Annotated in this window: 3 protein-coding genes; all 3 read left to right on the forward strand. The window is 61.8% G+C overall.

Annotated features, from left to right (window positions below):
• A partial coding sequence (locus tag VZ95_RS07340) for an acetyl-CoA carboxylase biotin carboxyl carrier protein (RefSeq protein ID WP_045775277.1) occupies nt 1–238 on the forward strand: 238 nt, incomplete at its 5' end.
• Nucleotides 239–240: 2 nt separating this feature from the next.
• Entirely contained in the window at nt 241–1,608 is a 1,368-nt protein-coding gene (gene accC / locus VZ95_RS07345) for an acetyl-CoA carboxylase biotin carboxylase subunit (protein ID WP_045775278.1), read from the forward strand.
• A gap of 21 nt (nt 1,609–1,629) precedes the next feature.
• Entirely contained in the window at nt 1,630–2,277 is a 648-nt protein-coding gene (gene aat / locus VZ95_RS07350) for a leucyl/phenylalanyl-tRNA--protein transferase (RefSeq protein WP_045775279.1), read from the forward strand.
• The last annotated feature ends 13 nt before the right edge of the window (nt 2,278–2,290 follow it).

The raw sequence follows: 2,290 nt of genomic DNA on the forward strand, positions 1-2,290 counted from the left end.
TCATCCCGGTATGGTGCCCTCGCCGATGGTTGGCACCGTCTATCTCGCTGCCGAACCCGGCGCACGCCCGTTCATTGCGGTGGGCGACACGGTGCAGAAGGGGCAAAGCCTGCTGATTATCGAAGCGATGAAGGTGATGAACCCGCTACCGTCGCCGCGCGCCGGCGTGGTGAAGGAAATCCTCGTGACTGATGGCAAGCCGGTCGAATACGGCGAGCCGCTCGTGATTATCGAGTAATCATGTTCGAGAAGATCCTCATCGCCAATCGCGGCGAAATTGCCCTTCGCATCCACCGTGCCTGCCGCGAGCTGGGCATTCAGACGGTTGCGGTCCATTCCACCGCGGATGCCGACGCCATGCACGTGCGCTTAGCCGATGAAAGCGTCTGCATCGGCCCGCCCGCGCCGCGCCAAAGCTATCTGAACATGCAGGCGATTCTGACGGCGGCGACGATCACCGGGGCGGAAGCCATTCACCCCGGCGTCGGCTTTCTTGCGGAAAACGCCGATTTCGCGCAGATGGTGCAGGATCACGGGCTGGTCTTCATCGGCCCGTCGCCCGAGCATATCCGCATTATGGGCGATAAGATTACGGCAAAACGGGCCGTGCAGGCGCTCGGCATTCCCACGGTGCCCGGCTCCGACGGTCCGGTGACGAGTGACGAGGAAGCGCTGGACATCGCGCGCCGCATTGGCTTTCCCATCCTCATTAAAGCGGCGGCGGGCGGCGGCGGCAAGGGCATGAAGATTTGCCGGAACGAAGAGGATTTGCGCACGCAACTGCCGGTCGCGCGGTCGGAAGCGCGGTCCTTCTTCGGCAATGACGCGGTGTTCTTCGAAAAATTCCTGGAAAAGCCACGCCACATCGAATTGCAAATCTTGGGCGACGGGCAAGGCAATGTCATCCACTTGGGCGAGCGCGATTGCTCGCTGCAACGCCGTCATCAAAAGCTGCTCGAAGAAGCCCCCTCGCCCGCGCTGAACGCCGACGAGCGCGAAGCCATCGGCCAGATCGCCCTGAAGGCGATGGGCACGCTCGGCTATGCCTCCGCAGGCACGCTGGAGTTTCTCTACGAAGACGGGCAGTTCTATTTCATCGAAATGAACACGCGCCTTCAGGTGGAACACCCGGTGTCGGAATTCATTACCGGCATTGATCTGGTGCGCGAGCAAATCCGCATCGCTGCGGGCGGTAAGCTGACGCTGAAACAGGAAGACGTGCGCTTCAGCGGCGCTGCCATCGAAGTGCGCATCAACGCCGAACACCCGGAAACCTTCGCGCCCTCGCCGGGTAAGATCGGCGAATATCACGCGCCGGGCGGGCCGGGGGTGCGCGTCGATTCGGCGCTCTATTCCGGCTATAAGGTGCCGTCGCACTACGATAGCCTCGTCTCGAAGCTGATCGTCTACGGCAAGACGCGCAACGAATGCCTGATGCGCCTGCGCCGTGCCCTGGAAGAATATGTGATCGGCGGCATTCAAACGACGATCCCGCTGCATCAAAAGATCATCGCCGATCCGGATTTCATTACCGGCGATTACACGATCCATTGGCTCGAACACTTCATGGAACGCGCCGCCGCCGCAAAGGATGCGGGCGGCGCGTAAGCCCAGGGGCGGGGGAGACGGATGCGCTTAACCCCCGATCTTCTCCTGCGCGCCTATGCCGCCGGGATTTTTCCGATGGCGGACGGTCGGGACGATCCGGAACTTTTCTGGGTCGACCCCGATTTTCGCGGCATTCTGCCGCTCGATGGGTTTCACGTCCCCAAACGCCTGAGGCGGACGCTTCGGGCCGAACCCTACCGGGTGAGCGTCGATAGCGCCTTCCGCCAAACGGTCGAAGCCTGCGCCGCCCCGCGCCCCGGCAGCCCCGATAGTTGGATCAATGCCGAGATCAAACGGCTCTACGGGCTGTTGTTCGCGGCAGGCCACGCCCATTCGGTCGAATGCTGGCAGGGCGAGCAACTCGTCGGCGGGCTCTACGGCGTTACCCTCGGCGGCGCGTTTTTCGGCGAGAGCATGTTTTCCACAGCAAACGACGCCAGCAAGATCGCTTTGGTCTATCTCGTGGCGCAGTTGCGGGCGGGCGGCTTCACTTTGCTGGACACGCAGTTTAAGACCGATCACCTCGCCCAATTCGGCGTTATCGAAATCGCGCGGGCGGACTATCGCAGAAGACTGGACGAAGCCCTGCCAATCCAGGCAGTGTTTGGCCGTATAGTTTTAGGACAGCCGCTGTCGTTGGAGGACGTAATCCACTATGCGGGATGCTGAGACGCTGGATCTT

Source organism: Elstera litoralis (genome assembly GCF_000963705.1).
Classification (GTDB): Bacteria; Pseudomonadota; Alphaproteobacteria; order Elsterales; family Elsteraceae; genus Elstera; species Elstera litoralis.

Bases quoted from the DNA above. Each gene is read 5' to 3' on its own strand.
- accC (WP_045775278.1), top strand. From the start codon at position 241: ATGTTCGAGAAGATCCTCATCGCCAATCGCGGCGAAATTGCCCTTCGC.
- aat (WP_045775279.1), top strand. From the start codon at position 1,630: ATGCGCTTAACCCCCGATCTTCTCCTGCGCGCCTATGCCGCCGGGATT.